Source organism: Xenorhabdus poinarii G6, assembly GCF_000968175.1.
In the GTDB taxonomy this organism is placed as follows: Bacteria; Pseudomonadota; Gammaproteobacteria; order Enterobacterales; family Enterobacteriaceae; genus Xenorhabdus; species Xenorhabdus poinarii.
This window is the reverse complement of record NZ_FO704551.1, coordinates 2,340,628-2,367,262: the sequence shown is the minus strand read 5'-3', so window position 1 is coordinate 2,367,262 and position 26,635 is coordinate 2,340,628. Positions and strand designations below refer to the sequence as shown.

Here is a 26,635-nt window from a genome sequence, read left to right as displayed (position 1 = left end):
TATTGCCTACCACACGGCTTACCACACGTTTTACCACAAATAGTGTCTCCTGTTATTAACCTACAACCAGGTTCAGTAACTTACCCGGAACGTAGATAACCTTGCGGATACTGACCCCTTCAAGATATTTCGTCACACTGTATTCTTGTGTCGCCATTTCTTGAACATATTCTTTTGTTGCCTCTGCTGGCACCGTAATACGACCACGAACTTTACCGTTAATCTGAATAATGACCAGTTTAGTATCATCTACCATTGCCTGTTCATCCGCTTGTGGCCATGCCGCAGTGTCAATATCGTTTTCATTACCCAGTGCTTTCCACATGACGAAGCAGGCGTGTGGAGTGATCGGTGAAAGCATACGTACAACAGCCGTGAGCGCTTCTTGCATCAAAGCGCGATCTTGCTCACTTTCCTGTGGTGCACGAGTCAGTTTGTTCATCAACTCCATGATGGCTGCAACAGCGGTATTGAACGCTTGGCGGCGACCAATATCATCGGTGACTTTTGCGATAGTTTTGTGCAAATCACGACGCAAATCTTTTTGTTCAGTCGTCAGGTTGTTGATATCCAGCGGTTGGGTTACGCCTTTGTTGCTGTGTTCGTAAACCAGACGCCAAACGCGTTTCAGGAAGCGGTTAGCTCCTTCTACGCCAGACTCTTGCCATTCCAGTGTCAGTTCTGGTGGTGCGGCGAATATCATGAACAGACGAACCGTGTCCGCGCCGTATTTATCGACCATGATTTGTGGGTCGGTGCCATTGTTCTTGGATTTGGACATCTTACTCATGCCAGTATAAACCAGTTCATGACCATCTTTATCCGTGGCTTTCACAATGCGCCCTTTCTCATCACGCTCAACAATCGCATCAGAGGGGGATACCCAGACTTTTTCACCGCTATTGCCGGTGTAATAGAAGGTATCGGCCAGAACCATACCTTGACACAGCAGGCGTTTAGCGGGTTCATCAGAGTTAACCATGCCGGCGTCGCGCATCAATTTGTGGAAGAAACGGAAATACATCAGGTGCATGATCGCATGTTCAATACCACCAATGTATTGATCCACCGGCAGCCAATAGTTAGCTGCCGCCGGGTCTAGCATCGCTTTATCGTAATCCGGGCAGGTATAGCGAGCGTAATACCATGAGGACTCCATGAAGGTATCAAAGGTATCCGTTTCAAACCGTGCCGGCTGGCCATTGATCGTTGTTTTTGCCCATTCAGGATCGGCTTTGATCGGGCTGGTGATCCCATTCATCACCACATCTTCGGGCAAAATAACCGGTAGTTGATCATCTGGAACAGGAACGACAGTGCCATCTTCCAACGTAGCCATTGGAATTGGGGCACCCCAATAACGTTGACGGGAAACCCCCCAGTCACGCAGACGGTAATTGACTTTACGCTGACCAACTCCCATGGTAACCAGTTTGTCAGCAATCGCATTGAAACCTTCTTCATGGCTCAGTCCACTGAATTCACCGGAATGCACCAGGGCATTTTTATCGGTGGCAGCCGCTTCCTGAATATTGGATACATTGCCATCGTTGTCGAGAATGACGACTTTCATGGGCAGATGGTACTTAGTGGCAAATTCCCAATCGCGTTGATCGTGCGCGGGAACAGCCATAACCGCCCCCGTGCCGTATTCCATCAGAACAAAGTTGGCAACCCAGATAGCCATCTTTTCGTTGGTCAATGGATGAATGGCAAACAGACCCGTTGACATGCCTTTTTTCTCCATGGTTGCCATATCTGCTTCAGCAACTTTGGTATTGCGGCATTCGTTAATGAATTCGGCCAGTTTCGGATCATTTTTCGCGGCTTGCTGTGCCAGAGGATGACCTGCCGCGACAGCAATATAGGTGGTCCCCATAAAGGTATCTGGACGAGTGGTATAAACGGTGAGTTTTTCCTGGCTGTCTGCAACATTGAATGTGATTTCGACACCTTCTGACCGGCCAATCCAGTTACGCTGCATGATCTTGACCTGTTCAGGCCAGTCTTCCAGTTTATCCAGATCGTTGAGCAATTCTTCTGCGTAAGCGGTAATTTTGATGAACCACTGTGGGATCTCTTTACGCTCAACTTGAGTATCACAACGCCAGCAGCAGCCATCAATCACTTGTTCATTCGCCAGAACCGTTTGATCCTGCGGACACCAGTTCACGGCGGATGTTTTTTTGTATACCAAACCTTTTTCATACAGTTGCGTGAAGAACCACTGTTCCCAACGATAGTATTCTGGTGTACAGGTAGTGACCTCACGATCCCAGTCATAGCCAAAACCCAGGGTTTTTAACTGGTTTTTCATGTACTCGATATTGGAGTAAGTCCATGGTGCAGGTGCCGTATTATTTTTGACTGCTGCACCTTCTGCCGGCAGACCAAAAGCATCCCAACCAATCGGTTGCAGAACGTTTTTGCCTAGCATGCGCTGATAGCGGGAAATGACATCACCAATGGTGTAGTTACGGACATGGCCCATATGTAGTCGGCCAGAAGGATAGGGTAGCATTGACAGGCAATAGTATTTTTCTTTGCTGCTGTCTTCTGTCACTTTGAACGTTTGCTTTTCTTGCCAATGAAGCTGGACTTGTTGTTCTATGTCTTCTGGACGATATTGTTCTTGCATGGCACCGATAATCCTATGGTGAGTAATAAAGCGCCGCCTTTAGCGCGCGGTTTGTTTATGAAATTTAAGATTCCATAGCATAGCTGATAACGGATAGGGGCAACAACTCTTGTTAAGGGGGAATGGGAAAATTACTGACTTTTTGCGCGGCATTTAAAGTCGGCGGCAGTTTTACTTTCCGCCGACAAATAAAAATCAGTGCAGAATTTTCGCCAGGAAATCGCGGGCGCGTTCTGATTTAGGGTTGGCAAAGAAATCCTCTTTTTGACTGTCTTCGACAATTTTACCTTCATCCATGAAAATGACACGGTGTGCCACCTTTCTGGCAAATCCCATTTCATGGGTGACCACCATCATGGTCATGCCTTCTTTCGCCAGTTCAACCATGACATCCAGCACTTCATTAATCATTTCGGGGTCGAGTGCGGAAGTCGGTTCATCAAACAGCATTGCGATAGGGTCCATACAGAGTGCGCGGGCGATGGCGACACGTTGTTGTTGACCGCCAGACAGTTGTGAAGGAAATTTATTCGCATGACTGGATAACCCAACCCGTTTCAGAAGCGTTAACCCTTTTTCAATCGCTTCTTGTTTGCCGCGTTTCAACACCTTCACTTGGGCCAGCGTCAGGTTTTCAATGATAGATAAGTGCGGAAAAAGCTCAAAGTGTTGAAATACCATGCCTACTTTAGAACGCAATTGAGCCAGATTGGTGCCTTTGTCATTGACTTTTATGTCGTTGACTCGAATGTCACCTTGCTGGACTGGCTCCAGGCCATTGACCGTTTTTATCAGTGTGGATTTGCCGGAGCCTGAAGGCCCACAGACCACGACGACCTCGCCTTTTTTGACTTCAGTCGAGCAATCAGTAAGAACCTGAAATTGGCCATACCACTTGGATACATTTTTCAGGGAAATCATCAAACAGTCCTTTTCTTCAAATAGTTAACAAGCATAGAAGCAGCAAAACTCATCACAAAATAAACAAAGCCAGCAAACAGAACCATTTCAACCTGAGTTCCGTCGCGCTCACCAATATTTGTCGCGGTACGGAAAAAATCCGCCAGACTCAGTACATATACCAGAGATGTATCCTGAAATAAGACAATGCCTTGTGTCAGCAGCAATGGGATCATGGCTCGAAATGCTTGCGGTAGGATGACCAATCGCATACTTTGCATCTGAGTCATCCCCAATGCCAGCGCCGCAGAGGATTGACCACGGGAAATGCTCTGGATACCCGCCCGAATTATTTCAGAATAGTAAGCTGCTTCGAAAAGCGAAAAAGCTACCATTGCAGAAATCAAACGGATATCGGTTTTTGGTGATATACCTAGAACATTTTGTAATAAGTTAGGCACAATCAGATAAAACCACAGCAAGACCATCACTAATGGGACTGAGCGAAAAAGGTTAACATACAGCGTCGCAAACCAACGCAATACCTTAAGGGATGAGAGACGCATCATGGCCAGGAGAGTTCCCCAGACAATGCCGATGATAATCGCTGTTACAGTAATTTGGGCGGTTATCATTAACCCATTCAGAAGAAAGGGCAAACTTGGAATAATCGAACTCCAATCAAACTGATACATATTTAGCGCCCTCCCAGATTGCCCGGTAAGCGTACTTTTTTCTCCAGTATGCTCATGGCAAGCATGATCACAAAGTTAATGCCCATATAAGCCAAAGTGATTGCGGTGAATGATTCATAAGCATGGGCAGAATAATCCAGCAATTTACCCGCCTGAGCAGCCATATCAACCAGCCCAATGGTAGAGGCAATGGCAGAGTTTTTCACTAAATTGAGCATTTCTGACGTCATAGGCGGAATGATCACCCGGTAGGCATTTGGCAACAATACGTAGCGGTAGGTTTGTGGCAAGGTCAAACCCATTGCCAGCCCTGCCGCTTTTTGCCCTCTTGGGAGTGACTGGATGGCCGACCGGACTTGCTCGCATACGCGGGCAGCGGTAAATAGCCCTAAGCAAATGACGGAAGAAATAAAAAATTGGATATTGGGGTTCAGATCCATCTTAAACCAATCGCCCAGATTCTTAGGCAGAAATTCGGGCGCGACCAGATACCAGGTAAAAAATTGGACAATCAGAGGGACATTGCGAAATAACTCAACATAACAGGCGCCAAGCCCAGAAAGCAATTTATTCGGGACGGTACGGAGAATGCCGAACAATGAGCCGACAACGAGTGCAATGATCCACGCACAGAGGGACAGGGCAATCGTTACCTGAAAGCCAGAAATCAGCCACCCCAGATAGGTGGTATTACCAAAAGGGGCAGCCTGTAAAAAGACGCCCCAATTCCAATTAATAGACATAATCACACTCCCTGAAATGGGGTTGGCAGCGACACTGAAAAACGATCTAAAAAATGAGGTAGGGAACGGCTACCTCAAATCCGTTGTGCCAATAAAATCAAGATATCCTTAGTTCCTTGGTTAATTCAGCGCATTATCATTTGGTGACTTAAACAAGGCTCTCATTTCATCGGACATAGAGAAATTCATGTTCAGTTTTTTAGGTGGAATAGGTTCTTTGAACCAGCGGTCAAACATTTTTTCTGCTTTACCGGAGGTCTGTACTTTCACAATGACGTCATCAATCAATTTCTTGAATTGAGGATCGTCTTTGCGCAGCATACAGCCATAAGCTTCTTCTGATTGCGCTTTACCAACAATGATCCATTGATCTGGTTTCTTCGCTTTTGCCCGTTCCCCTGCGAGCAGAGCATCGTCCATCATAAAGGCAACAGCACGGCCTGATTCCAGAGTACGGAATGAATCGCCATGGTCTTTGGCACTAATAATGCGCATGTGCATTTGCTTCTCATCATTGAGCTTATTCAACAAAATTTCAGAGGTTGTGCCAGACGTTACGACGACATTTTTTCCGGCCAGATCATCAAATCCTTTGATGCCAGAATCTTTTTTAACCAGCAGACGAGTACCAACAACAAAGATAGTGTTGGAGAATGCGGCCTGTTTCTGGCGCTCATCATTGTTGGTTGTAGACCCACATTCAAAATCGAATATACCGTTTTGTAACAGGGGAATGCGGTTCTGGGAGGTAATCGGGATCAGCTTAACCTGTAGGTTAGGCATATCCAGTTTTTTCTTAACCGCATTGACAATCAAATTGGAATAATCTTGAGAATAACCAACGACATTTTGCTGATTATCGTAGTAAGAGAATGGGACAGAAGATTCTCGGTGTCCAACAACGATAATGCCATTATCCTTGATTTTTTTCAGTGTCCCGGTTAATTCCTCAGCATGAGCAGCACCAACCGCGCTAAGCAACATCATGGTTAACATCAACTTACGCATATATATAGCCCCTTCATCTGGTTATTTATAGAAATGATTTTCTATGATTTTATGAATCATTTTGTTTATATGCTGTGAAAAAATAATTCATAATGTTACTTTTTTGAAACAATAATGTTTCTATTTCGCGACCCACCTCGCACTATAAATAAACAATTTCATTGATGTGTGATTAGGTAGGCAATAATGTTGAATGTTGTTCACACTTTGAGTTATTTGGAATAATACGCTGTTTTTGTCGGGTAAGTTCGGTTTGGTATGTTGTAAGTTTACTTTATGTTGGTGATTTAGGTGAGGATTAAGACGGGTTGTTGAAGTTGTCTGTGGCGTGAAAAAAACGGAAGAAAGTCAGGGCATAAAATATGCCCTGATTATTAATAAATAGCCATCACCATTGATGATAAATTAATTTTTTTGACGTTTTTTCATAAAAGCAAAGAGGAAAAACAGCGCACTGAGCCCCCATATTGGCCAGTTTCCGAAGCGAACATAAGGTGTTATTCCGGTGGCCGGAGTGACTTTGGCTGCTAAGACCTGTTGGGTAAACGATGGGATCGCGGCTTGAATAGAACCGTCTGGATTGATTACCGCAGTAATGCCATTATTTGTGCCTCTTAGCAGCGGGCGACCCAGTTCCAGGGAACGCATACGAGCCATTTGGAAATGCTGCCACGGGCCAATAGAACGCCCAAACCAAGCATCATTAGAAACGGTCAGCAGGAACGCTGTATCAGGCTTGAAATTCGCACGTACCTGTTCACCCAAGATAATTTCATAGCAGATAGCCGCGGTAATATGATAACCCGCAACAGAAAGTTGAGGCTGAATATAACTGCCTCGGCTAAAGGACGACATAGGTAAATTGAATAAAGGAGCTAATGGACGCAATATTGATTCCAGGGGCACAAACTCACCAAACGGAACCAGATGATTTTTGTCATACCGGGTAGGTGTCGGATATTGATAAGGTATCTTATCCCCTAATACGATAATACTGTTATAGAATTTATAACCTTCCTGTTGCGGGCGGGCATCAACAATACCGGTGATCAGGCTGGTATTATGCTGCCTCAACAGGGCATCCAATTTAGTCAGAAAAACGCGTTGATCATATTCATAAGCAGGAATGGCAGATTCCGGCCAGATGATAATAGGGACTTTACCCATGAAGGGATGGCTATTATTTAAATAGATATCCAGCGTTTTGTCGAGGGCATTGGGATCCCATTTTATCACTTGAGGAATATTCCCTTGTACCAACGCAACATCAGTGGCTTTTTCCGGCTGGAGGGTATACCACGCGTAATGTCTCATTGGCCAGGGTGACAATAACAGAATGATGGCAAAAAGAGCGGCGGAAATTTTTTTTTGCGTGACCGCAAGCACCAGCAACCCGCTGATCATCATAAGTAAGAAAGTAATGCCTTCCACACCGAAAATAGGGGCAACGGCTTTCATTGGTCCATCAATTTGGCTGTAACCAAATTGTAACCACGGAAACCCGGTTAATACCCAGCCACGCAAGTATTCAGTCAATTGCCACAATGCCGGGCTGGCGATAACCAGCCTGATCGTATTGGAAGCTGGAAAGAAACGGTTCAATAAACCACTAAATAATGCGGGATAAAGTGCAAGGTAGGCAGAGAGCAAAATCACCAAGAAGATATTAATGGCAGTCGGCATACCGCCAAAATCAGCGATACTGACGTAAACCCAGTTTACGCCGCTGCCAAATAAGCCAAGCCCCCAACATAAACCAATAAAGCAAGCTTGGCGGGTTGTTCTGTTTAAGGAAAGGAGTTGCAGACCGAAAAGAGCAACCAGTGCAGCAGGCCAGAAATCAAAAGGTGAAAAAGCCAGCGTTCCACTGGCTCCGAAGAAAAGTGCCAGCAACGCACGTAGTCGCTGGCAACTCATGAATGAGGCTTTGTTCATCCTGATCCTATTATTTTTTATCAAGGTTAGGGATGTCAGCATCATCAGGTATTTTTACATGTACCTGAATTATTTTACGGCTATCAGACATTGCCACTTTGAACAGGTAGCCATCAATGGCAATGGATTCCCCACGGGAAGGCAGATGCCCAAATGCCTGCATGACTAACCCACCAATGGTATCAACCTCTTCATCGCTGAAACGGGTGCCAAAAGTGTCGTTGAAATCCTCAATTTGAGTCAATGCCCGCACTGAATAGGAGTGACGGCTTAAAGCACGAATATCGTTATCTTCATCATCATCGTATTCATCCTCTATTTCACCCACGATCAGTTCAAGAATATCTTCAATCGTGACTAATCCTGAAACACCGCCAAATTCGTCGATCACAATCGCCATATGATAGCGCTGGGAACGAAACTCTTTCAGCAGACGGTCAACACGTTTACTTTCCGGCACAACAATAGCTTGACGGAGGACTTTATCAATGCTGAAAGGCTCTGCATTTGTACGCATGAAGGGTAGCAGATCTTTCGCCATTAATATGCCTTCGATGTGATCTTTGTCTTCACTGATCACGGGAAAACGTGAGTGCGCGGAGACAATAATAACATCCAGACATTCGTCCAGAGATTGGTTGCGTTTTAAGGTAACGATCTGTGAGCGGGGAATCATAATGTCCCGCACGCGTTGATCAGCAATATCCATGACACCTTCGAGCATTTCTCGGGTGTCGGGATCGATCAGGTCATTTTGTTCAGAATCACGGATCAGTTCAACCAAATCATCTCGATTTTTCGGCTCACCGTGAAAAAGCTGATTAAGAAGTGCAAAGAAGCCTTTCTTAGGACCAGGGTTATCGTTACTAGAAGAGTGGTCGTCGCTCATGGCGTTTTAATGAAAATTCCCCATTAATATTATGTTCAACATAACAATGTCAGTCATAGTTATTCTTTTTCCGAAAGATAAGGATCAGAATAACCCATTTTTTTTAGTATCTCGGTTTCCAGAGATTCCATTTCTTCCGCTTCATCGTCTTCAATATGATCATATCCCAGAAGATGAAGGCTGCCGTGAACAACCATATGAGCCCAGTGTTCTTCGACAGTTTTTTGTTGCTCTTCTGCCTCTTTTTCAACAACCTGACGACAGATGATTAAATCCCCCAGTAAGGGTAATTCAATTTCAGGTGGTGCTTCAAAGGGAAAAGATAGCACATTAGTTGGTTTATCTTTCCCACGATAAGTGAGGTTTAAATCGTGACTTTCTGTTTCATCAACCAAGCGAATGGTCACTTCACTTTCTGCTTGAAACTGCGGCAAAACCCCTTCCAGCCAGCGCTGGAAAAGCGCTTCTTCGGGAAGCCCCGTGGTGTTTTCACATGCAATCTGCAAGTCTAATATAACCGAACTCATTTTACTTCCTGTTTGCGTTTCTCATTGAGCATTTTTTTACGTTCTTGTTCTGCGGCTTCCCAGGCTTCATAAGCAATAACAACCTTTGCAACCACCGGATGACGGACAACATCTTCACTATGTAAGAAATTAAAACTCAGATCATCAACACCAGATAAAACCTCGATTGCATGGCTCAAACCTGATTTTTGGCCTCTTGGCAGGTCAATCTGAGTTACGTCACCTGTAATGACCGCTTTGGAATTAAAACCAATGCGAGTCAGGAACATTTTCATCTGTTCGATGGTGGTATTCTGGCTTTCATCGAGAATAATAAAGGCATCATTGAGAGTACGTCCACGCATATAAGCCAGTGGTGCGACTTCAATAACGTTTCTTTCGATCAGCTTCTCAACTTTTTCAAATCCCATCATCTCAAACAGGGCATCATAAAGTGGCCGCAGATAAGGATCGACTTTCTGGCTGAGATCGCCGGGCAGAAAACCCAGTTTTTCGCCTGCTTCAACCGCAGGGCGAGTCAACAGAATGCGGCGGATCGTCTGGCGCTCCAGTGCGTCGACTGCTGCGGCAACGGCCAAATACGTTTTTCCTGTTCCCGCCGGCCCGACCCCGAACGTAATGTCGTGATCGAGAATATTGGCAATATACTGCGCCTGATTCGGTGTGCGGGGTTTGACAACACCCCGCTTGGTTTTGATATTCACGGCCTTACCGTATGCAGGCACGCTTTCTGCGGCTTGTTCCAATACCCGACTTTCGGTGATGGCGAGATGAACCTGTTCAGGTTCAAGATGGGGTATGACACCACGCACCGGAGCCGTATCGACATAAAGGTGACGTAGAATGCCTGCGGCAGCACTAACACACAGTGGTTTACCGACCAGTTTGAAACGGTTCTCGCGGCGGTTGATTTCAATGCCCAAACGACGCTCAAGTTGTTTCAGGTTATCATCAAGTGGTCCACACAGGCTCATCAAACGTTGATTATCTGCGGGTTCCAGAAAGATTTCTTGTGTTGCGACTTGTGGATTGATGTGTGTCACTGATTATCTCTATGTTAGGGCCGATTAAGGCTGGTAAACGCCAACGCCGATTTCATCTTCCTTACGAGTACGGGCAATGACTGATGCAGGGGATTCATGGATACGCAGATCCATCTCATCTTCAGTACGAATGACTTTACCACGCAGTGAGTTGGCGTAGACATCAACGATTTCGACATCAACAAATTTTCCGATCATGTCAGGCGTTCCCGCAAAATTAACCACGCGGTTATTTTCAGTACGACCAGAGAGTTCCATGATATTTTTGCGTGAAGGGCCTTCAACCAGAATGCGTTGTGTTGTGCCAAGCATTGCGCGGCTAAAACTCATGGCCTGTTGGTTAATACGTTGCTGGAGTAGATACAGTCGCTGTTTTTTCTCTTCTTCGCTGACATCATCTGGCAAATCGGCTGCGGGTGTTCCTGGGCGTGCGGAATAGATAAAGCTAAAACTCATGTCGAAGTTAACATCAGCAATAAGTTTCATGGTTTTTTCAAAGTCATCTTGTGTTTCACCCGGGAAACCCACGATGAAGTCAGAGCTGATCAGAATATCAGGGCGCGCTTTCCGCAAACGGCGAATAATTCCTTTGTATTCCAGTGCGGTATGGGCGCGTTTCATAAGGGTCAGAATGCGATCAGAGCCACTTTGGACTGGCAGATGCAGGAAGCTGACCAATTCAGGCGTATCTTCGTAGACTGCGATAATGTCGTCGGTAAATTCAATGGGATGGCTGGTCGTGAAGCGGATTCGGTCGATGCCGTCAATCGCTGCAACCAGACGCAATAATTCTGCAAATGTACAGATCTCCCCATCAAACGTCGCACCACGATAAGCATTCACGTTTTGTCCGAGCAGATTAACTTCACGTACACCTTGTGCTGCAAGCTGAGCGATTTCTAATAAAATATCATCACAAGGGCGGCTGACTTCTTCCCCGCGGGTATAAGGTACAACGCAGAATGTGCAGTATTTATTGCAGCCTTCCATGATAGAAACGAAGGCGGTCGGGCCTTCAGCACGCGGTTCTGGCAGGCGGTCGAATTTTTCAATCTCAGGGAAACTGATATCAACGACAGGGCTGCGGGTGCCTTTGACATGGTTAATCATTTCCGGCAGCCGGTGCAAGGTTTGTGGCCCGAAAATAATATCGACGCTAGGTGCGCGCTGGCGAATGAAGTCCCCTTCCTGAGAGGCAACACAACCGCCTACGCCAATAATAATCTCAGGATTTTTATCTTTCAGACCTTTCCAACGCCCCAATTGATGAAAGACTTTTTCTTGCGCCTTTTCACGGATTGAACAGGTATTCAGGAGTAAGATATCTGCGTCTTCGGCGACATCGGTTAACTGATAACCGTGAGTGGTTTCCAGCAAGTCGGCCATTTTAGATGAATCGTACTCGTTCATCTGACAGCCCCAGGTTTTGATATACAGTTTTTTTATCGTCGACATTTTGTGTTCCGGTGTTTCCAGTGGAATGATGCTTCAACACTGAAAAGCGCAATATATTGCAATCTTGCACAATGTTGCGCGTCGTGTATTTAGCATAATATTGTTGGCTATTGTAGTCATTTGAGGCACCAGTGACCAGACTGTAGCACCGGATATTCACAGCCGGAAAGGGAAAATTCCGGTAAACTATTTTAATCAATACGTTAATGATGTGATGAGTATGAATAATCCACAACAAAAATTCGATATCGTTGTCGTGGGCGCGGGTATGGTTGGCGCTGCAATTGCATTGGGTCTGGCGCAGGAAGGTTGGCAAGTTGCGCTATTAGAGCATCAACCTCCAGCGCCCTATCATGCGGAGAGTGAGCCTGATGTTCGGATATCCGCGATTAGCTGTGCGTCGGTGGATTTATTGAAGCAAATAGGCGCATGGGACAATGTACTGCAAATGCGTAGTGCTCCCTATCGACGGTTGGAAACGTGGGAGCAAAATGATTCTAACGTTGTTTTCGACGCTGAAAGTTTAGGGCTGCCAGAACTAGGCTACATGGTTGAAAATCGTATTTTGCAATTGGCCTTGTGGCAAGAATTTGAACGTTATCCGAACCTGACATTATTTTGTCCCACCGCCTTGAAATCTATGCAGCGTCAGCATGAGCATAAAACGTGGCGGGTGGTACTGGCAGAAGGCACTGAAATCGATACTCGGTTGATTGTTGGCGCTGATGGTGCTCATTCTCAAGTTCGCCATTTGTCAGGGATTGGCAGTAAGGGATGGCAATACAAACAATCATGTATGCTGATAACCGTCAAAACCGATCGGCCGCAACAAGATATAACATGGCAACAGTTTTTCCCTTCGGGTCCAAGGGCGTTCCTGCCGTTATTTGAGCAATGGGCTTCATTAGTTTGGTACGATTCTCCTGCCCGTATTCGCCAATTGCAATCCATGACGATGCCACAACTGGAGCGGGAAATTTTTCAGGCATTTCCCACTCGCTTAGGGAAAGTGACGCCGATTGCTGTGGGTGCATTTCCACTGGCTCGTCATCATGCTAACCGTTATGTGCAGGAAGGGTTAGTATTATTGGGCGATGCCGCGCATACCATCAATCCTCTGGCGGGGCAGGGGGTGAATTTAGGGTATCGGGATGTTGATGCGTTACTCAAGATCCTGACTGATGCCAAAGAATTGCTGGAAGAGTGGGATTCTTTGGCTGTCTTGCTGCGTTATCAGCGTCGTAGGATGCCGGATAATTTGGTCATGCAAGCGGGAATGGATCTTTTCCATACCGCATTTAGTCATGATTTTCCGGGCTTGAAAACAGTACGAAACTTGGCACTGATGGCCGCGCAACATTCAGGTGTGATGAAAAATCTTGCGCTGAAATATGCGTTGGGATTGTGATAAGTCATACCGCTTGCTTAAGCGTGAGCGGTATGAAAACAAACCTAGCTTCTGCCTTATCGAAAATACGTGAAGTACGCCATACTGACGAAAATGGCTAATGTTGACAGCCTGAAGGGTATCATTTGATTTTGGGGTTTATGGCAGGAAACAAAAAAACCACCGCAAAGGTGGCTAAGACATCAAAGAATATGCTTACTGTATATTCTTTTTCTATCCTTTCTCCATGATTTTTCAATCATCGTCACTTTACGCAACATATCGAAAAATATGGCTGGGGTACCAGGATTCGAACCTGGGAATGCCGGAATCAGAATCCGGTGCCTTACCGCTTGGCGATACCCCAACTGGATTTGTAAATGGTGGCTACGACGGGAATCGAACCTGTGACCCCAGCATTATGAGTGCTGTGCTCTAACCAGCTGAGCTACGTAGCCATTTACGATATTAGCAAGAATGGTGACAGCCTCAGTGATATGGCTGGGGTACCTGGATTCGAACCAGGGCATGCCAGGATCAAAACCTGGTGCCTTACCGCTTGGCGATACCCCATCTGAGTGTTACCAGTGCAACTTTTTGCCCCTAACATGTTGAGTTAAATTTGTACCGTTTTAACTTGTTGCCTCAGTTAAATGGCTGGGGTACCTGGATTCGAACCAGGGCATGCCAGGATCAAAACCTGGTGCCTTACCGCTTGGCGATACCCCACCTGAAACAACACACTAAAACTTAAAATTGTGACTCAAAGACATTTTAAGTACAAACCAATGAAGAAAATGGTGCGGGAGGCGAGACTTGAACTCGCACACCTTGCGGCGCCAGAACCTAAATCTGGTGCGTCTACCAATTTCGCCACTCCCGCAAAGATGGTGGCTACGACGGGAATCGAACCTGTGACCCCAGCATTATGAGTGCTGTGCTCTAACCAGCTGAGCTACGTAGCCATCTTTCTCGCTTTGCCTTCATCGGCGTTGCGGGGCGCATTATGCGTATATCAAACCATTGCGTCAACTGCTTTTTTAAATAAATCGACATAAAATCGTTTATTTGTTTGTCCTGTAATCACTTTGTCGACAAACACAGCAAAAATTATTGAAATTATCCTCCCAGAAGATGTTGCAATAAGACACCATTCAGCATCGCCCGTTTCGTTAGTGCGAATGCACCAATCGCTGAACAGTGATTTAGTTCAGAAACGACCACAGGCAGGTCTTCGCGGAATGCTTTTAAGACTTGAGTGTTCATGCTGTTTTTAATGGTAGGTAGCAACACTTGCTCCGCTTCAGTGATTTCTCCTGCAATGACTACTTTCTGAGGATTAAAGAGGTTAACTGCGATTGAAATGGCCTTGCCAAGATAGTGGCCTACTTGCTTGATAACTTCTGTGGCGAGAGGGTCACCGGCCTTGGCGGCAAGGCAAATAGCATGGATATTGCTGTTATTTAAAGTCAGTTGACTTGGATAGCCTTGCCGTAATTGATGTTGAACTCTGGCTTCTATTGCAGAATTGGAAGCGATGGTTTCCAGGCAACCAAAATTACCGCAATGGCAGCGTTCTCCCAGGGGATCGAGCTGGATATGGCCTATTTCACCCAGGTTACCCCGTTTGTTGAGCAGGATATTATTGTTAATAATAACGCCGGCTCCCGTGCCGCGATGAATACGGACCAGAATAGAATCTTCACAATCGCGTGTTGCCCCGAAATAATTTTCTGCCAATGCAAGGCTGCGAATATCATGCCCGATAAAACAGACCGTATTGAAATGGGTTTTGATCTGCTTAACCAGCGGCCAGTTATTCACCTCAATATGTGGCATATAGCGGATGATACCCTGGTCAGGATCAACCAGGCCGGGCAGAATGATGGAAATGGCAATCAATTCACGGATACGGCGCTGGTTGTTGTCGATAAAACTTTCAATGGCGTGAATAATCCGTCTCTCGACAGCCTGTTGAGTATTTTCTGGCACAGGATATTGGGCTTCCACTAACGTCTTACCATTCATATCGAACAGAGCGACAGTGGCATCATGGCGACCAAGCCGGATCCCAATCGTATGGAAATGCCGGGTCTCGGTCATAATGGAGATAGCGCGCCTTCCTCCGGTAGATGCCTGATGTTCAACTTCTTTTATCAGGCCACGTTCCAACAATTGACGAGTAATTTTGGTGACACTGGCAGGAGCAAGCTGGCTCTCTTCTGCAATCTGAATGCGTGATATTGGCCCATATTGATCAATGAGCCGGTAGACCACAGCACTGTTTAATTGTTTGACTAGATCGACATTACCGATTTGTTTCTGCGCGTTTTCATTACTCATCAGTCGTTATACTCACGATAGCTTGACTTGATTTCCGTTAACAATGGTTTTGCAGATTTTGAAATCGTGAGTAAATGCGGTCAGATTCGCTACCTTACCGGGTGTAATCGTGCCGAGATGTTTATCAACACCGATTGCCCGTGCTGGGTAAAGTGTCGCCATCCGCAACGTTTCATCCAAAGCAATACCAACCTGTTCTACACTATTTTTGACACAATCAATCATGGTGATTGATGAGCCGCTTATTGTTCCATGTTCATCAACACATAAGCCATTCCGATAATATATCGTTTTATTAGCAAAGGTAAATTGTGACATCGCATCATGAGCAAGTCCGGCCGGAACAATCGCATCCGTTACCAAAATCAGTTTTTCTTTTTTTAATCTTTTGGAATGACGGATATTTGGCCATGAAACATGTATTCCATCACAAATAATGCCGGCATAAATTTCTGAGTCATCATAAATCGCACCAACCAATCCCGGTTGGCGGCCAGAAATGGGCGGCATGGCATTATATAAATGAGTCGAGAAGGTAATACCATCCCGGAATCCACGACGTGCTTCTTCATAAGTCGCATTGGAATGCCCTGCTGAAAGAGTGATACCCGCTTCAGTCAGTTGCTGAATATACTTGCTTTCTACCATTTCAGGTGCAAGCGTGATTTTGGTAATCACATCGGCATTCAGGCATAGGTAATTAACCATTTCTTGGGTAGGCTTACGGATATAGGCGGTATTATGGGTTCCTTTCTTGATTGGGTTGATATAAGGCCCTTCCAGATGCAGCCCTAATGCCTGATTAGGATGCTTTTTCAGATAAGCGTGCATCACTTCAATGGCTTTTATCATTAATTCATCGGGGCTGGTGATGAGGGTCGGCAGGAAACTGGTACAACCGTATCGCTGATTGGTTTTCTGCATGGAATGCAGCGTTTCTTCTGAAATATCGTCTAACCGTTCATTGAACTGGACGCCACCACAACCATTCACTTGTAGATCAATAAAGCCTGGCACCAGGTTTGTGCCATGTAAATCGTGTTTTTCAATCTCTGGGGGCAACTCGCTTATCGGACAGACTTGTTTAATCAAACCATCGGCAATAATGACCGCATGGTTATCGAGCCTGTCATAGCCGGTATAAATAATACCATTGGTTAATGCATACATGACTATCTTAACTCCTGAATCAGTTTAGCTAGCGAATTCACTGATGATATCGGCTTCTAACTGGTGGAAATACTTCACCGTTTTTACCTTCAATTCCATGGTGGCAGTTTCATCACAGACAATCAGCGATTTTGGATGCATCTGGAGGCAACTGACTGTCCACATATGGTTGATACTTCCTTCCACCGCAGCTTGCAGAGCGTGTGCTTTGTTCATACCCGTCGCCAGGATCATAATTTCTTCGGCATCCATTAGTGTACCGACACCAACAGTTAGCGCATATTTGGGGACTTGTTCCACGTCATTATTGAAAAAACGAGAGTTGGCAGTTCGCGTTTCAATGGTCAGTGTTTTGATTCGTGTTCGTGAAGCAAGCGAAGATGCGGGTTCATTAAAGGCAATATGTCCGTCATTACCAACTCCGCCCATAAATAAATGGATTTTGCCATAAGCTTTGATCTTGTTTTCATAACGTTGACACTCAACCTCAATATTTTCCGCGTTTCCATTTAATAAATTGATATTTTCTTTTGGAATATCAATGTGATCAAAGAAATTCTGGTACATAAATGAATGGTAACTTTGAGGGTGATCTTCTGGTAGACCGACGTATTCATCCATATTAAATGTCACAACATGCTGGAAGCTCACTTTTCCTGCTTGATAGAGGGCAATCAATTCCTTGTAGGTGGCGAGTGGTGTGCTGCCGGTGGGAAGCCCAAGCACGAAAGGGTGCGCAGAAGTTGGGTTTAACGCATTGATCTTACTTGCAATATAGTGAGCAGACCATCGGCCAACATCAGCGATTGTAGTAAGGGGGATCAGCCTCATGATTACCTCTTCAATGTCAAGTTATGAGAGTGATACACGACATGAGATCTCAATAATCGTGTGTGATAGTAATAATAGTAATAGGGGTGAAATTGCATATTTTACTTGTCTGTATGGGGTTTTGTTCCATCCAGACATAACATATTTTCAATCTTAAAATAAGATGAGTCATATGGCTAGTTTTTTAGCGACTATCATGTTTTTTATGCTGGTATTAGTCGATGTGCGAGGATCTTTTTTTGTTTCATTAAATAAGTCTTTTTGTGAATAAAAAAGGAACACAAATAGGTTCCTTTTTATTCTGATAAGCATCGGTTATTCAGTTTTGTCTGCGTCGCTGAATTTTAACTGTGCTTTTATTTGTTCAGCGATGCCTTCGGCTTGTGGCCCGAGGACAACCTGAATATTCTGCTTACCTATTTTTATGATGCCCTTAGCACCCAACGTCTTCAATTGCGCCTCATCTAATCGGGTATTATCCTCCACGGTTAAACGGAGCCGAGTGATACACGCATCAACGGTACGAATATTGTTCGTGCCTCCGAGGGCACTGATATAATGGGTAATCGCTTCTTTATCTTGGGATGCAGAAATGGCGTTGTCAGTACTTGTTTCTTCTCTTCCTATCGTATTCAGATTGAAGATGCGGATCATTAACGTAAAGAGAACAAAGTAGATAACAAAGAACAAGATAATAAGCGGGATCAATAGCCAGGGCTTTGTTGCCAATCCCCAACTTAACCCTAAATCAATCAGGCCAGCAGAGAAGCCAAAACCGTGCAAGACACCTAAAGCATTTGTAATGACCATGCTGACGCCCGCCAGAATTGCATGTAAAACGTATAATACGGGCGCTAAAAATAAGAATGAAAATTCAATGGGTTCGGTGATACCGGTCAGAAATGAGGTTAAGGCGACGGAAAATAACATCCCTCCAATTTGCGGGCGACGTGATTTTGGTGCAGCTAAATACATGGCTAAAGCCGCGCCTGGCAAGCCCCCCATAAAGATTGGATAGGCCCATGCCATATAAACACCTGCGGTGGGATCACCAGCGAAGAACCGATTGAGATCGCCACGAGCGAGATCACTGGCTATTTGAGTAATCTGCGAACCTTCTATTCCGGGTATCGCTGCACCAAGGGTGAGAGAGCTGGCGACATCAGGTGCCAAGCAGATATTATGGATTGATCCTGCGAGATCGTAAGTAATTTTTAAACAATCACCTAAGCTGAACCAGAAAACGGAATGCAGGATATAGTGTAGGCCAAATGGAATCAGTGCACGGTTAAGAACACCATAAGCAAACCATCCCGCCATCCCACTTTTTGACACTAAAAGACTAAAACTATCAATACCATGTTGTACATATGGCCAAACATGCCCACAAATCCATGCCAGAAAAAGGCAAATAATTCCGGTGATAATTGGAACTAAACGTTTACCGGCGAAAAAAGCCAGAAATTCGGGCAATTGGGTTTCAGAAAAGCGGTTATAACAGTGGCCAGCAACAATTCCTGCAATGATACCGGCAAAAAATGACATATTGATTTCAGGGTCGATTACCGCAGTGGCTTTTGTCAGAATAAAAAACCCGACGACACCGGCGAGAGCGGCGGCTCCACCATTATCTTTCGCCAGACCGACAGAAATGCCTAGTGCAAATAATAGCGGTAAATTTTCAAAAATGCCGCCACCGGCACTGGCAATAAAAGCGATATTAAATACATCGGGTTGACCGAGCCGCAGTAATAACGCGGCGACGGGAAGCGACGCGATCGGGAGCATCAGTGCTTTCCCCAAACGCTGTAGGTAACTAAATATACTCATGCTGCTCACCTATTTTTGTAGTCAATATTATTGGAGACTTTTCGCTGATAACCGTACTTATTTTTAATTGAAAAATAAGAAAAAGCTACACATAAATAAGTAATTGTGATCGTTGTAACGATATTGATAGAAACTAAAATGCGCACGGTCATGTGCGCATTTATTTGAAATTATTTATATAGGTTATTATCAGCAATGTTTAAATAGTGATTGGATGTGATTTCATATAATTAATTGAAATTTCATTATAAATTCTAGTCATGCTTTCTTCGAAGGTGTTTTTCGAGAGTAAAGCTCTGAGGTTTTGTTGTTGTATATCAGACTCGAATAACTTTTTATCAACGATAGAAATGATTTTTCTCGTCAGTGATATGATGTCGTATTGAAACTTATCTTTTGATGAAAAATAAGTTGAAGTTTCTACGGAGCTCAAATCTGGAACAATGGTATAGATCCCATTGAGTGCGGCTTCCAAAGGTGTAATCCCCAGCGTTTCATAACGTGATGTACATACAAAAATCGCTTTCCTCTTCAATTCATTGAAAATATTTAATAATTCTGTATGTGATAACTTGTGTGAGATTAGAAAAGATTTTCTATATTCTAGAGGGATCATAGAACATAGCATCTCCCTTCTGGCGGGGTGTTTTTCTTCATCACCTAAAATTAATGTTTTTGTTGGAATTCCTTTTTTTAATAAATGAATAGAGGCATTAATTAAAAAATCGATATTTTTAAAATAATCTAATCTAGCAACAGCGGTGAATAACAAAACTTCACTTTTATTTGTTTTCAGAAAATGGCTGATGTTGTGATTTAATAAACGGTATTCGTGATTTTCGTAAGAAAACATGGGCGGATTAATCTGTTTTATTTTTCCTTTTTTAACACCTTTACTTAACAGGTAGTCACCTTGTAATTTAGAATGTTGTATAACAAAATACCCTTTATCAATTAATGTATTAATCCCTATGGATTGTTGCTTATAAAGATGCAGCGTTTTATTTTTATTTTCAAATGCCTGGAAAGCTTCTTTTTGTGAATAATGTCTCTGAAAATCGTCAACAAAGGGTCCATGATGTGTTACACCACAAGGAATGTGTGAGGGATGATAGGAGAGAAGTGTATCTGTCTGATAATAAGCGAAGATATTGAACTTTTTATTATTTTTTTTCGAAAGAAATGATAAGGCTTTATTTAAAGCTTCTTTGATATCTTCTGAACGCATCGAAAAATTAAAGCGAATTTTTATATATTTTATTCCATTAGTTTCTGATTTTTCAATCTTAGGAACCAATAGTGATTCATCTCTTTTATACAGGATAAAACCAGCAAAGATTTGATGACTGATAAAGTAGTCAGTTATTTTTAATGTGAATGAAGTTGCGCCTACCTTAAATCCATCTATATGGTGATTTGATAGATATTTTTCGTTAATGACGATTGCTATAATCATGTTTTTATTGCTTAATGATAGAGTTTTCATTTTTATTCTCTGTTGATATGTATGATATCTTTGGGTTTTAAGGTGGTAATAATAGCAAGGGCAAAATTTCCAGTTACGCGGATATGCTGAAAGGGATAAAAATAAGTGACGATTCACTTATTTTTGAATGAGGTTAAACGAGATAATCATCTTTTTCCTCAATCATCTTACCGTACTGTCTATTATGTGTTTTGGGAGCTGGTTTTTTATATATACTGATTTGATTAGTGAAATTAAATAACATTATATATAATGTGTATGTTATTTTTTATAAGTTATTGACTCTTTCAGATCATAAGATTGGTATGAAAATAAAATAGAAATTTGGCCTGCTTGGTTTATATCAGATTGTATGGTCTACATAATTCAGAGTTATATCCAAATCGTAATGTTTAGCAAATTTTCAATGAGGATGTGGTGTATTTTCTTAATATCTCTCACGTATTTAATCAATGGATGCTGAGAGTCAATAGATTCCAAATAATAGCCACTAAATAATTGCACCATCGGGTGTTTTATAGTGATAATCATCACCGGCTTTATTCGGTGATTTTAATCTGTTATTAGTCACAATTATCAGATCATAAATGAAGACTTTTTTCTATCTGAAATAGAGAGTTATTACTTAATATCCTGTCTATAAATAGGGTTAGGCCGACCCGAATTAACGCCCTGGGACATCGCGAAAGGCGGTGGTTGAAAAGGGAAATTGCTGCAAAACTTTGGTGGATTTTTTAGGTGTATTTAACAATATGATTTATCTACTAAAATTCGTTAGTGTGTTGCCCATGCGAGCGGGGATAGGCCGTTTTTGATTGAGATTTTAGCCATAATGCTGCTGTGTTGCCCATGCGAGCGGGGATAGGCCGCACTAGTTCTAATGTACGAGTTGTTGATTTGTGTGTTGCCCATGCGAGCGGGGATAGGCCGAAAATCGATTGATAAATAAAGGTTTGATTGGTGTGTTGCCCATGCGAGCGGGGATAGGCCGGTATTTTAGGGGGAATTTTAATGTTATATGCAATACGAGTTCGTTTATATCCAAATGCAGAACAACGCGAATTTTTCGCGAAAACCTTCGGGTGCTGCCGTTGGGTTTTCAATAACGCGTTGGCGTTCTGCCAACAACAATATGAGGCAGGTGAAAAACGCTCATCGGCATACGATTTAATGAAACGTATGACATTGTTGAAAAATGAATACCTGTGGTTGGTGGATGCGGACAGCCAGGCGCTAAAATATGCATGCACCTGTGTGGACACCGCGTACAAAAATTTTTTCCGTCGTGTTAAACATGGTGAAACCCCCGGATTCCCAAGATTCAAATCGAAACACCGTGGTGATGCGACATATACGGCGACAGCTGCAGCTAGCATCCAATTAACCGATCGGGCATTAAAATTACCCAAAGCGGGTTGGGTTTGCTGCCGTGGTTTTCGCCCGTTCGAGGGAAAAATTAAACGCGCTACCGTTCGTCAGACGCCAACTGGCAAATATTATGCGACTGTGCTGATTGATGATGGCCGCGATTTTCCGGCACAACCGACCATTGATTTGCGACCTATGGGAATTGATGTTGGTTGCAAAACCGAGGGCGATTTTCACCAGTTCGCGGCCCTATCTACGGGGGAGATTGTTCACAGCCCGGCAGCGTACAAACAAATTCAAAAATGTTTGCGTAGAGCACAGCGTAAACTGGCACGGAAACAGAAGGGGAGTGCCAACCGCCTGAAACAAAAGTATTGGATTGCCCGGCTGTATGAACGTGTCGCTGCCGTCCGCCGCGATTTTCTGCATAAATTCACACACCGCCTTACACGCGAAAACCAAGCCGTGGCGGTAGAAGATCTAAATGTGAAGGGCATGATGGCCAGACCGAAACCGAAGCAGGACGAGAACGGGAATTACATAGCCAATGGGGCGAGTCGGAAATCGGGATTAAATCGCTCTCTGTCCAGTGTCAGTTTAGGCGAGTTTTTCCGCCAACTGGAGTACAAATCGTTGTGGCGCGGTGTGGTGTTTTTGAAAATTGACAGATGGGCACCGTCCAGTAAAACGTGTTGCCGCTGTGGTCATGTGAATAATGAATTAACACTATCTATACGGCAATGGAAATGTGGTGCATGTGGCGCAGAGCATCACCGGGATGTGAATGCGGCAATTAATATTGCTGCGATGGCTGTTTAGTGATTTTTCAATAGGTACAGACCGTACCGAATTAACGCCCTGGGACATCGCGAAAAGCGGTGGTTGAAAAGGGAAATCGCTGTAAAATTTTGGTATATTTTTTGTGTGGATTTAACTTCATGAATTATCTATCAAAAATAGTTAGGGTGTTGCCCCTGTAAGCAGAGATAGGTCGATTTTGTTTTTACGGCCTGGACACGCACAGGGGTGTTGCCCCTGTAAGCAGAGATAGGTCGTCCGGGATGTTTAGAGGAATATTCTAGGCTGCGTGTTGCCCCTGTAAGCAGAAATAGATCCACCGGGGGTAGACGACCACTAAAAGCAATCGTCGGTAAATACTGTCACACTTAGTATCGACTGCCTAAATCACGATCACTACTCGCGCCGCTAATCATCCGTGTTAATTCTTCACAACGAACAATCTTTCCTGCGCAAAGCGTGAATCTGGCAAAAACCTCAAATTGACTTTCAGTTCCATCGGGTTTCACTACGTTTGCAGTATGATGAGTAAAAACAGTATCACCTTCTGAAACTATCTTCAGGATTGACAGTTCAATACGTGAAATGTGTTCTTTCAGAACGGCAATGTGCTGAATGAAGCTTCTATAATCCAGGCACTCTCCATTGACTACTTGCTCATAACTTTGGTCGAAGTACAACGCGATTTTGCTCTCATCGTGAGATCGCGTACTTATCATTTCTTCCAATGCATCAATGACGATTTTAGATGGGTTATTCATGTCTATCTCCTTTGTGATGCGCAAAGTGTACATGACAAGATGTCTGACTTATTATCCGTATCAGGACAACAAATACGGTTATTCCGCCAAATGATACTGATAAAGAAATTCGATTACTTCAGTCAATATACAACTCCCTGGCACCAACATACCGCTGGCCAGCTGTACCAGATTAAGCGTGGTGTTATTGCGGTAGAAACAGAGAAAGCCCAGTGGTCGGTTACAGCAGGGACATTGGGTTGGTTCCCCCCGGGAAATCGGCATAGAGCGGTGGCTATAGGCGCTGTAGAAGGAATAAGCTTTTATCTGGATCTTGATGATTGCAACCTATTCCCTTCCAGCGAGGGCATTTATGGTGCTGATCCGTTTGTGTTGAATCTCTTGGATCGCACCGCACGACGCCATGACCCAGATGACTCAAAGGAATATAAAAGCAGCCTGATGACATTATTAGGTCGTGAGATCATGCGCTCGCCTAAATTAGCGCTTAACCTTCCATTACCCGATGACAGGCGCGCTCGGAACGTGGCTGATGCTTTGCTTAAAAATCCTGAGTGTTCATGGGATCAAGAACAACTCGCGCTAAAGTGGGGATTGAGTTCACGTCACCTAAGTCGATTATTCCGTCAGCAAACCGGGCTTTCCTTCAGCCAGTGGAGGCAGCAAGCGAAAATCATTGCATCTTTGCCATGGGTTTTAGCAGGACAGTTAATCAGTGAAATTGCTGAGCGCAGTGGTTACCGTAACGTCAGTGCCTACATAGAAGCCTTCAAAAAACGCTTTGGTCAAACACCGGGACAATTTCAAATAAACAGAAGGATCACAACATCAAGTCCGAAGTGAAAAGTTGCGATGGAACAGCCCCGCCTGCGTGTTGCTCCTACAAAATGAATAACGGCAGAGTCCGCTTTAGAAAGAAACGACGTAACGCCTCACACCCGAATAAAAAGATTGAATCGAAAAACGATAGGATATATGACGCCAAAATATCAACAAAGTGTTGATTTTATGATGTCATACACTTACATTATTCAACATTGTGTTTAATAAAGGTTCGGATTAATGGCTAACATGGGGTTAATGGTTGGCAATAGTGCTGACGAACGATACGAAGAAGAGATGTTGCAGATGCTGTCTGCTGCGGTTCGTGTGATAGGCAGCGTGATCGCGTCAAATGCAGAGGTTGTGCTCCATGATCTGAGAAAGCCAGCATTTTCCATCATTGAAATCGTGAATGCGCATGTGACCGGGCGGCGGAAAGGGGATTCCTTGCTGGCGGGTGTGCGCACAGACAAAGCGTTTATTATCGCGATGGAAGAAAGCCGGGAACCCGTCACCCTGCTACTAGACTATGAAACCTTCACTGGCACCGGTACACCGCTACGTAGCAGCACCGCTATCTACCGGGGCAGAAACACGCGTCCCTTTGCCGCGTTGTGCATTAATGTGGATAACGAGGGCATCAAACATGCCTTGAATATACTTCAGAGCCTTACCGCGTTACCCCCGCTACTGGTGGATACGCCATCCCAGGAAGCGAGCCAGTCTGAGACGTCACATGACAATATCGAAGACCTGATGCGAGATATTATCACTAGCGCCACAGAACGCGGTCCGGGAAGTCGTCGAATTGACAGTAAACAGGCCAAACTACATGCCGTGCAACAGATGCAGGAGAAAGGCATTTTCCTTATGAAAGGCGGTGTTGAAAAAGCGGCGACGGCTCTCGGAGTGACTCGCTATACAATTTACAACTACCTCGATGAATTGAAGAACGCTGGCCGCTAATTGTTGCTGCCTCAACCCGGAGATCCCATGAAAAGAGATACCAACTCAATGCCATACCCGTTTGCGCGGGCAGTGACGGCTAACGGCTTCCTGAGTATCCGTACCCCATTACTAGAGTCCCTGCCATTGGGTCAACTGAACGGCACGCGTGTTTGGCTGAAAATGGAAGCCTTACAACCCTCTGGCTCTTTTAAAATTCGCGGGATTGGTCATGCCTGCGAGCGCCATAAGGCAAATGGAGCGCGTCGCTTCATCTCCTCTTCCGGGGGGAATGCCGGTCTGGCTGTCGCCTATGCAGGACGTCAGCTCGGTGTCCCGGTGATTGTCGTGGTGCCAGAAACCACGGCTGAACGTGTCAGGCATTTACTGAAACAGGAAGGGGCAGAGGTCATTGTGCACGGGAAAATGTGGTCGGAAGCCAATGAACTGGCGCTGTCCCTGCTGACGGAGGAGGACGCTTTCTTGCATCCTTTCGACGATCCCCTTCTCTGGTACGGCCATGCCGCTATGATTGATGAAGTGGTGGCCGAAGGCGTACGGCCGGATGCCGTTATCCTCTCCGTGGGTGGCGGCGGGTTGCTGGCCGGGGTTGATGAAGGATTACGTCGTCATGGTCTTAAGGATGTGCCTGTTTATGCGGTTGAGACGGAGGGCATGGCCTCTTATTTCGCCTCCCTGGATGCGGGTCGGTTAACGGAAGTGCCGGTTCTGACGGGGGTGGCGACCACGCTAGGGGCGAGTCAGGTCTGTCAGCGAGCCTTTGAAGTGGCACAAGAAAGACCGGTTGTGCCGGTGCGCGTGACTGATCGCGAGGCTGTGGACGCCAGCTTGTCATTTCTGGACGATCACCGCACGCTGGTCGAACCTGCCTGTGGTGCTTCACTTGCTGTCCTGTACGGCAAAAAAATCCCGATCAGCGGTTATAACAATGTGTTGGTTATTGTCTGCGGCGGTTCAACGGCCACCGTTGACGCACTGAAATTAATGGTATGAATCGCTACCAGCTTAAATGTTGTGGGGTATTTTCAGCCATTCCGCTA

At 44.7% G+C, this 26,635-nt stretch carries 21 protein-coding genes and 6 tRNA genes; 5 read left to right on the top strand and 22 right to left on the bottom strand.

What is annotated here, in order from left to right:
- Positions 1-55: 55 nt before the first annotated feature.
- The 10 genes from leuS to miaB form a co-directional block, all read right to left on the bottom strand.
- Positions 56-2,638, bottom strand: a complete 2,583-nt coding sequence (gene leuS, locus XPG1_RS10905; RefSeq protein ID WP_045959102.1) for a leucine--tRNA ligase — start codon at positions 2,636-2,638, stop codon at positions 56-58.
- Between the two features lie 195 nt (positions 2,639-2,833).
- On the bottom strand, positions 2,834-3,559 hold the full coding sequence (locus XPG1_RS10900; RefSeq protein ID WP_045959101.1) for an amino acid ABC transporter ATP-binding protein: 726 nt from the start codon (positions 3,557-3,559) through the stop codon (positions 2,834-2,836).
- Positions 3,559-4,233: a glutamate/aspartate ABC transporter permease GltK gene (gene gltK, locus XPG1_RS10895; protein ID WP_045959100.1), complete on the bottom strand. Its 675-nt coding sequence runs from the start codon at positions 4,231-4,233 to the stop codon at positions 3,559-3,561. The genes XPG1_RS10900 and gltK overlap by 1 nt, the downstream gene beginning before the upstream one ends.
- 2 nt (positions 4,234-4,235) lie before the next feature.
- Positions 4,236-4,976, bottom strand: a complete 741-nt coding sequence (locus XPG1_RS10890) for an amino acid ABC transporter permease (RefSeq protein ID WP_045959099.1) — start codon at positions 4,974-4,976, stop codon at positions 4,236-4,238.
- A gap of 120 nt (positions 4,977-5,096) precedes the next feature.
- A complete protein-coding gene (locus tag XPG1_RS10885; RefSeq protein WP_157879479.1) occupies positions 5,097-5,984 on the bottom strand; it encodes a glutamate/aspartate ABC transporter substrate-binding protein in 888 nt (295 codons plus the stop codon).
- A gap of 405 nt (positions 5,985-6,389) precedes the next feature.
- Positions 6,390-7,919 carry an apolipoprotein N-acyltransferase gene (gene lnt, locus XPG1_RS10880; RefSeq protein WP_045959097.1) on the bottom strand — a complete coding sequence of 510 codons (1,530 nt, stop codon included), beginning with the start codon at positions 7,917-7,919 and terminating at the stop codon, positions 6,390-6,392.
- 10 nt (positions 7,920-7,929) lie between these two features.
- Positions 7,930-8,808: a CNNM family magnesium/cobalt transport protein CorC gene (gene corC / locus XPG1_RS10875; RefSeq protein ID WP_045959096.1), complete on the bottom strand. Its 879-nt coding sequence runs from the start codon at positions 8,806-8,808 to the stop codon at positions 7,930-7,932.
- A 59-nt stretch (positions 8,809-8,867) separates the two neighbouring features.
- Complete coding sequence (gene ybeY / locus XPG1_RS10870) at positions 8,868-9,335, bottom strand: rRNA maturation RNase YbeY (RefSeq protein ID WP_045959095.1); 468 nt, start codon at positions 9,333-9,335, stop codon at positions 8,868-8,870.
- The gene (locus XPG1_RS10865) at positions 9,332-10,309 is read right to left on the bottom strand and encodes a PhoH family protein (protein ID WP_231853089.1); all 978 of its coding nucleotides are present in this window, start codon (positions 10,307-10,309) and stop codon (positions 9,332-9,334) included. The genes ybeY and XPG1_RS10865 overlap by 4 nt, the downstream gene beginning before the upstream one ends.
- 93 nt (positions 10,310-10,402) lie before the next feature.
- Positions 10,403-11,833 carry a tRNA (N6-isopentenyl adenosine(37)-C2)-methylthiotransferase MiaB gene (gene miaB / locus XPG1_RS10860; protein WP_045959093.1) on the bottom strand — a complete coding sequence of 477 codons (1,431 nt, stop codon included), beginning with the start codon at positions 11,831-11,833 and terminating at the stop codon, positions 10,403-10,405.
- Between the two features lie 220 nt (positions 11,834-12,053).
- Between miaB and ubiF the strand changes: the two genes are divergently transcribed.
- On the top strand, positions 12,054-13,241 hold the full coding sequence (gene ubiF / locus XPG1_RS10855) for a 3-demethoxyubiquinol 3-hydroxylase (protein ID WP_045959092.1): 1,188 nt from the start codon (positions 12,054-12,056) through the stop codon (positions 13,239-13,241).
- Positions 13,242-13,512: 271 nt separating this feature from the next.
- On the opposite strand, the gene XPG1_RS10850 is transcribed toward ubiF, so the two are convergent.
- From XPG1_RS10850 to XPG1_RS10800, 11 genes are all read right to left on the bottom strand, one after another.
- Positions 13,513-13,587: transfer RNA gene (locus XPG1_RS10850), tRNA-Gln, on the bottom strand.
- A 14-nt stretch (positions 13,588-13,601) separates the two neighbouring features.
- Positions 13,602-13,678: transfer RNA gene (locus XPG1_RS10845), tRNA-Met, on the bottom strand.
- A gap of 40 nt (positions 13,679-13,718) precedes the next feature.
- Positions 13,719-13,793 (bottom strand) — tRNA-Gln (locus tag XPG1_RS10840).
- Positions 13,794-13,874: 81 nt separating this feature from the next.
- Positions 13,875-13,949, bottom strand: a tRNA-Gln gene (locus XPG1_RS10835).
- A 69-nt stretch (positions 13,950-14,018) separates the two neighbouring features.
- Positions 14,019-14,103, bottom strand: a tRNA-Leu gene (locus XPG1_RS10830).
- A 5-nt stretch (positions 14,104-14,108) separates the two neighbouring features.
- Positions 14,109-14,185, bottom strand: a tRNA-Met gene (locus XPG1_RS10825).
- Between the two features lie 154 nt (positions 14,186-14,339).
- Positions 14,340-15,563: a DNA-binding transcriptional regulator NagC gene (gene nagC, locus XPG1_RS10820; protein ID WP_045959091.1), complete on the bottom strand. Its 1,224-nt coding sequence runs from the start codon at positions 15,561-15,563 to the stop codon at positions 14,340-14,342.
- 12 nt (positions 15,564-15,575) lie between these two features.
- Positions 15,576-16,733 (bottom strand): N-acetylglucosamine-6-phosphate deacetylase, encoded by a 1,158-nt coding sequence (gene nagA, locus XPG1_RS10815; protein WP_045959090.1) that lies wholly within the window; start codon positions 16,731-16,733, stop codon positions 15,576-15,578.
- Positions 16,734-16,757: 24 nt separating this feature from the next.
- Positions 16,758-17,564 carry a glucosamine-6-phosphate deaminase gene (gene nagB / locus XPG1_RS10810; protein WP_045959089.1) on the bottom strand — a complete coding sequence of 269 codons (807 nt, stop codon included), beginning with the start codon at positions 17,562-17,564 and terminating at the stop codon, positions 16,758-16,760.
- A gap of 315 nt (positions 17,565-17,879) precedes the next feature.
- A complete protein-coding gene (gene nagE, locus XPG1_RS10805) occupies positions 17,880-19,394 on the bottom strand; it encodes an N-acetylglucosamine-specific PTS transporter subunit IIBC (RefSeq protein ID WP_045959088.1) in 1,515 nt (504 codons plus the stop codon).
- 199 nt (positions 19,395-19,593) lie between these two features.
- On the bottom strand, positions 19,594-20,880 hold the full coding sequence (locus XPG1_RS10800; protein ID WP_045959087.1) for a glycosyltransferase: 1,287 nt from the start codon (positions 20,878-20,880) through the stop codon (positions 19,594-19,596).
- A gap of 1,011 nt (positions 20,881-21,891) precedes the next feature.
- On the opposite strand from XPG1_RS10800, the gene XPG1_RS10795 reads away from it, so the two are divergent.
- Positions 21,892-23,067, top strand: coding sequence for an RNA-guided endonuclease InsQ/TnpB family protein (locus XPG1_RS10795; RefSeq protein ID WP_045959086.1), 1,176 nt, complete (start codon positions 21,892-21,894; stop codon positions 23,065-23,067).
- A gap of 347 nt (positions 23,068-23,414) precedes the next feature.
- On the opposite strand, the gene XPG1_RS10790 is transcribed toward XPG1_RS10795, so the two are convergent.
- Complete coding sequence (locus XPG1_RS10790) at positions 23,415-23,807, bottom strand: nuclear transport factor 2 family protein (protein ID WP_052708295.1); 393 nt, start codon at positions 23,805-23,807, stop codon at positions 23,415-23,417.
- Positions 23,808-23,846: 39 nt separating this feature from the next.
- Here XPG1_RS10790 and XPG1_RS10785 point away from each other — a divergent pair, with 39 nt between their 5' ends.
- The 3 genes from XPG1_RS10785 to XPG1_RS10775 all read left to right on the top strand — a co-directional run bounded on the left by XPG1_RS10785 (position 23,847) and on the right by XPG1_RS10775 (position 26,588).
- Positions 23,847-24,650 (top strand): helix-turn-helix transcriptional regulator, encoded by an 804-nt coding sequence (locus XPG1_RS10785; RefSeq protein WP_231853000.1) that lies wholly within the window; start codon positions 23,847-23,849, stop codon positions 24,648-24,650.
- Positions 24,651-24,869: 219 nt separating this feature from the next.
- Positions 24,870-25,595, top strand: coding sequence for a helix-turn-helix transcriptional regulator (locus tag XPG1_RS10780; RefSeq protein ID WP_045959084.1), 726 nt, complete (start codon positions 24,870-24,872; stop codon positions 25,593-25,595).
- Positions 25,596-25,622: 27 nt separating this feature from the next.
- Positions 25,623-26,588, top strand: coding sequence for a pyridoxal-phosphate dependent enzyme (locus tag XPG1_RS10775; protein WP_366300557.1), 966 nt, complete (start codon positions 25,623-25,625; stop codon positions 26,586-26,588).
- The last annotated feature ends 47 nt before the right edge of the window (positions 26,589-26,635 follow it).

What these genes read in the sequence shown, in the direction of transcription:
- XPG1_RS10885 (WP_157879479.1), bottom strand. Translation starts at nt 5,984, where the DNA reads ATGCGTAAGTTGATGTTAACCATGATGTTGCTTAGCGCGGTTGGTGCT.
- XPG1_RS10795 (WP_045959086.1), top strand. Translation starts at nt 21,892, where the DNA reads ATGTTATATGCAATACGAGTTCGTTTATATCCAAATGCAGAACAACGC.
- nagB (WP_045959089.1), bottom strand. Translation starts at nt 17,564, where the DNA reads ATGAGGCTGATCCCCCTTACTACAATCGCTGATGTTGGCCGATGGTCT.
- XPG1_RS10775 (WP_366300557.1), top strand. Translation starts at nt 25,623, where the DNA reads ATGAAAAGAGATACCAACTCAATGCCATACCCGTTTGCGCGGGCAGTG.
- ubiF (WP_045959092.1), top strand. Translation starts at nt 12,054, where the DNA reads ATGAATAATCCACAACAAAAATTCGATATCGTTGTCGTGGGCGCGGGT.
- XPG1_RS10865 (WP_231853089.1), bottom strand. Translation starts at nt 10,309, where the DNA reads ATGAGCCTGTGTGGACCACTTGATGATAACCTGAAACAACTTGAGCGT.
- XPG1_RS10890 (WP_045959099.1), bottom strand. Translation starts at nt 4,976, where the DNA reads ATGTCTATTAATTGGAATTGGGGCGTCTTTTTACAGGCTGCCCCTTTT.
- ybeY (WP_045959095.1), bottom strand. Translation starts at nt 9,335, where the DNA reads ATGAGTTCGGTTATATTAGACTTGCAGATTGCATGTGAAAACACCACG.
- gltK (WP_045959100.1), bottom strand. Translation starts at nt 4,233, where the DNA reads ATGTATCAGTTTGATTGGAGTTCGATTATTCCAAGTTTGCCCTTTCTT.
- miaB (WP_045959093.1), bottom strand. Translation starts at nt 11,833, where the DNA reads ATGTCGACGATAAAAAAACTGTATATCAAAACCTGGGGCTGTCAGATG.
- nagE (WP_045959088.1), bottom strand. Translation starts at nt 19,394, where the DNA reads ATGAGTATATTTAGTTACCTACAGCGTTTGGGGAAAGCACTGATGCTC.
- XPG1_RS10785 (WP_231853000.1), top strand. Translation starts at nt 23,847, where the DNA reads ATGTCTGACTTATTATCCGTATCAGGACAACAAATACGGTTATTCCGC.
- XPG1_RS10800 (WP_045959087.1), bottom strand. Translation starts at nt 20,880, where the DNA reads ATGAAAACTCTATCATTAAGCAATAAAAACATGATTATAGCAATCGTC.
- nagC (WP_045959091.1), bottom strand. Translation starts at nt 15,563, where the DNA reads ATGAGTAATGAAAACGCGCAGAAACAAATCGGTAATGTCGATCTAGTC.
- leuS (WP_045959102.1), bottom strand. Translation starts at nt 2,638, where the DNA reads ATGCAAGAACAATATCGTCCAGAAGACATAGAACAACAAGTCCAGCTT.
- XPG1_RS10900 (WP_045959101.1), bottom strand. Translation starts at nt 3,559, where the DNA reads ATGATTTCCCTGAAAAATGTATCCAAGTGGTATGGCCAATTTCAGGTT.
- corC (WP_045959096.1), bottom strand. Translation starts at nt 8,808, where the DNA reads ATGAGCGACGACCACTCTTCTAGTAACGATAACCCTGGTCCTAAGAAA.
- lnt (WP_045959097.1), bottom strand. Translation starts at nt 7,919, where the DNA reads ATGAACAAAGCCTCATTCATGAGTTGCCAGCGACTACGTGCGTTGCTG.
- XPG1_RS10780 (WP_045959084.1), top strand. Translation starts at nt 24,870, where the DNA reads ATGGCTAACATGGGGTTAATGGTTGGCAATAGTGCTGACGAACGATAC.
- XPG1_RS10790 (WP_052708295.1), bottom strand. Translation starts at nt 23,807, where the DNA reads ATGAATAACCCATCTAAAATCGTCATTGATGCATTGGAAGAAATGATA.
- nagA (WP_045959090.1), bottom strand. Translation starts at nt 16,733, where the DNA reads ATGTATGCATTAACCAATGGTATTATTTATACCGGCTATGACAGGCTC.